The 3,587-nt window shown below is 46.8% G+C and carries 3 protein-coding genes, 1 tRNA gene and 1 pseudogene; 4 read left to right on the forward strand and 1 reads right to left on the reverse strand.

What is annotated here, in order from left to right; all coding sequences use genetic code 11:
• Positions 1–149: pseudogene (locus AC1YY3_RS12905) on the forward strand (thioredoxin-disulfide reductase); the annotation flags it as partial.
• 144 nt (positions 150–293) lie between these two features.
• Here the strand turns inward: AC1YY3_RS12905 and ispG are convergent.
• Positions 294–1,535, reverse strand: a complete 1,242-nt coding sequence (ispG, locus tag AC1YY3_RS12910; RefSeq protein ID WP_481823585.1) for a flavodoxin-dependent (E)-4-hydroxy-3-methylbut-2-enyl-diphosphate synthase — start codon at positions 1,533–1,535, stop codon at positions 294–296.
• A 373-nt stretch (positions 1,536–1,908) separates the two neighbouring features.
• Here ispG and AC1YY3_RS12915 point away from each other — a divergent pair, with 373 nt between their 5' ends.
• The 3 genes from AC1YY3_RS12915 (at position 1,909) to AC1YY3_RS12925 (ending at position 3,574) form a co-directional block, all read left to right on the forward strand.
• A complete protein-coding gene (locus AC1YY3_RS12915) occupies positions 1,909–2,742 on the forward strand; it encodes a PHP domain-containing protein (protein WP_481823586.1) in 834 nt (277 codons plus the stop codon).
• A 58-nt stretch (positions 2,743–2,800) separates the two neighbouring features.
• Positions 2,801–3,439 (forward strand): DUF4126 domain-containing protein, encoded by a 639-nt coding sequence (locus AC1YY3_RS12920; RefSeq protein ID WP_481823587.1) that lies wholly within the window; start codon positions 2,801–2,803, stop codon positions 3,437–3,439.
• 59 nt (positions 3,440–3,498) lie between these two features.
• Positions 3,499–3,574, forward strand: a tRNA-Phe gene (locus AC1YY3_RS12925).
• Positions 3,575–3,587 lie beyond the last annotated feature (13 nt).

Raw genomic sequence — 3,587 nt, forward strand, 5'->3', positions numbered from 1 at the left:
CCGGAAACTTTAGCAGCACCAGCGTGGAAGGTGTATTTGCGGCGGGCGATGTAATGGATTCGGTTTATAGACAAGCCATCACCTCAGCAGGTGCAGGCTGTATGGCGGCATTGGACGCGGAAAAGTATTTGGATGAGTTGGTGGGTTAACCCCAAATCTTTCAGTGAGTAGCCTCGATGAAGGGTAACGGAATCGAGCAATATCGAAGTCCTAAAACCCTAGGTTACGCAAACCGCATCTGAGGCTACTCGCTATTTTCTATAACATTGAGCAATAACGACGCTAGAAGTCAATCAAGCCACAGATTTTTCTCTGGCTTGCTCACCATAATGCGATTCAATATACCGCTGCACAACACCTTGAAATTCCTCAGCTATATGGTCGCCTTTTAAGGTGACGGTTTTCACGCCGTCTTCATAAACCGGTGCTACGGGTGTTTCTCCAGTACCAGGCAAACTGATGCCAATATTGGCACTTTTACTTTCACCAGGCCCATTGACCACGCAGCCCATAACTGCAACTTCCATTGCTTCTACGCCAGGGTATTGAGTGCGCCAGATTGGCATTTGGTCACGTAGATAAGTTTGGATGTCTTGCGCCAGATGTTGGAAATAATCGCTGGTGGTGCGTCCGCAACCAGGACAGGCGATAACCATTGGGGTAAACGAGCGGAAGCCCATTGTTTGCAGCAATTCCTGGGCGACGATGACTTCCTTGGTGCGTGATGCGCCGGGTTCAGGTGTGAGCGAAATGCGGATGGTATCGCCGATACCTTGCTGCATAAGCACACCCAAAGCCGCAGAAGATGACACCATGCCCTTAGATCCCATGCCTGCTTCGGTCAAACCTAGGTGTAAGGTGTAGTTGCAACGGCTAGCCAAGTCTTCGTAAATCTGGATTAATTCCTGCACATTGCTGATTTTGCAGGACAAAATAATCTTGTCTTTGCCTAAGCCCAATTCCTCCGCTTTCGCCGCGCTTTCCAGTGCCGATAATACGATGGCTTTGCGAGTTATGGCAGGTAATGGCTCAGGGTTGGCTAATAATCGGTTTTCGTCCAGCAAACGGGTAAATACTGCTTGGTCAAGACTGCCGCCGTTAACGCCTATCCGCACGGGCTTATTATATTTACAGGCAAATTCCACCATCATCTGGAATTGCGGATCGCGGCTTTTGCCACGACCAACATTGCCTGGATTGATGCGGTATTTGTCCAATGCTTCCGCACAATCGGGATATTTTTCCAGTAAGCGATGTCCGTTAAAATGGAAATCGCCAATAATTGGCACGGAATAACCTTTCTTGAGCAATTGGTTTTTTATGTCCCAAACTGCCGACGCCGCTTCTTCGCTATTTACTGTAATCCGTACCAGCTCAGATCCGGCATCCGCCAGCTCAATAATCTGGTTAACCGTTCCAGCAGCATCGGCGGTATCGGTGTTGGTCATCGATTGCACCACAATCGGCGCACCGCCACCCACTTTGACATTACCGACCAATACTTGATGGGTGATTTTTCTTAAGGAAATAGACATAAGCTTGATTTTTGGAGTGATGAATAATCTGAAACAATGCTCTAAATTATACGCTATTTTGGATTTTGGGTAGTATTTGCAAGGCTATTATAAAAAATAAGGCGAATAGATGCTGCTCAGGAAAAAAGCCAACTTACCTGATGTGGTTAACCATTTGTTCTGTACTATATGCGTACGCAGTTTTTTATCTGAATCAGCAGGTTAAAGAAGTCACGACAATTGACTTGATAGTAAGGGTTGCGATCATAGCAGTGCTATAATGCAATAATGGTTAAATATAGGAGGTAATGATTTTGTTCTCCACGCTTTCCACCGATGAGACTTATGTTTCTCCAGCTTGCAGCTTGTTTTTCTCATGCTAGTATAGAGATTCATGACCGAAAAATACGATTTACACTGCCATTCAAACCTATCTGACGGTGTGTTATCGCCAACCGAGCTAGTACAGCGAGCGCATGAACAAGGTGTGACCGCGTTGGCATTGACCGATCACGATACGACGGCAGGACTCGTTGAGGCTACAAAGGTCGCAACTCAAACAGGCGTTAGACTGATTGCAGGTATTGAGCTTTCTGCAAGCTGGCAAGATAAAACTTTGCACATTGTGGGTTTGGGCATTGATCCTGATTATCCACCGCTGCTCGAAGCGACCCGTGATTTACAAGTGATTCGGCTTGAACGCGCCGAGCAAATTGCCGCCAAGTTGGAAAAAAAACGTATTCCTGGTGCTTTGGAAGCCGTTACCAAGGCGGCTGGGGATAGTATGATTACCCGCACGCATTTCGCCGATTTTCTGGTATCACAAAATCATGTCTCCAACCAACAGGATGCTTTTGACCGTTATCTTGCCAAGGGCAAACCTGCGTATGTAGCGGCGGCTTGGGCAGATCTCGACTTGGCGGTTAATTGGATTACCCAATCGGGTGGTGTTGCGGTAGTGGCGCATCCATTGCGTTACAAATTAACCCCAAAATGGATGAACCGTTTGCTGACTGCATTTAAACTGGCAGGAGGGCAGGGCATAGAGGTGGTGACCGGTAGGTGCAATGTTGATGAAATTAACGTAGCCGCTAAATATGCGATTGCATTCGAATTGGCAGGATCTGTCGGTTCGGATTTTCACAATCCGGCGAACCCGTGGATTGAGCTAGGTAGACTTGCGTCATTGCCTGTCAATATTAAACCAGTTTGGGAATTGTTCATTTAGCTGCCATTCATAATCAGCATGTTAGGCTAATACAAGTATCAACAATGAGGACTTATCAATGGAAGCACTCGATCAAATAACGGCAACATTGGCACTAACAATGGGCTTGGCTTGGGCTAGTGGTATTAACCTTTATGCTACTTTGTTGACCTTGGGCTTTCTTGCCAACAGTGGCAATATCGACTTACCGCCAGATTTACAAATTGTGGCAAATCCCTTGGTTATGGGTGCTGCTGGCATTATGTATTTCGTTGAATTCTTCGTCGATAAAACCCCAGGAGCAGATACAGGCTGGGATGCGATACATACCTTTATCCGCATTCCCGCTGGGGCAATGCTGGCGGCTGGTGCAGTCGGTGACTTGAATCCTGCCGTTGAAATCGCCGCCGCCTTGTTAGGTGGCAGTCTTGCCGCTGGAACACATGCGACTAAAGCGGGTACACGCGTGATGATTAATACTTCGCCTGAGCCTTTCAGCAACTGGATTGCGTCAATCGGAGAAGATGTCATAGTTGTTACTGGCGTTTGGGCGAGCATCAACCATCCGGTGTCATTTTTGATTGCACTCGTTTTGTTTGTGATATTGATGATCTGGTTATTGCCAAGAATTTGGACGAGTGTAAAAAGAGTTTTTCGCTTTATTATTGCTTGGTTCCAAAAGGAAGACAGTCCGCCGGATTTTAATATGCATCAGTAATCAATTTCCTGTTGACTACAACGGCATAATCGCGTCTAATGGCGCTCTTTTGTACAGCCGCCCAGGTAGCTCAGTCGGTAGAGCAAAGGATTGAAAATCCTTGTGTCGACGGTTCGATTCCGCCCCTGGGCACCATTGTATGATTCAA

The organism is Methyloglobulus sp. (assembly GCF_964779595.1).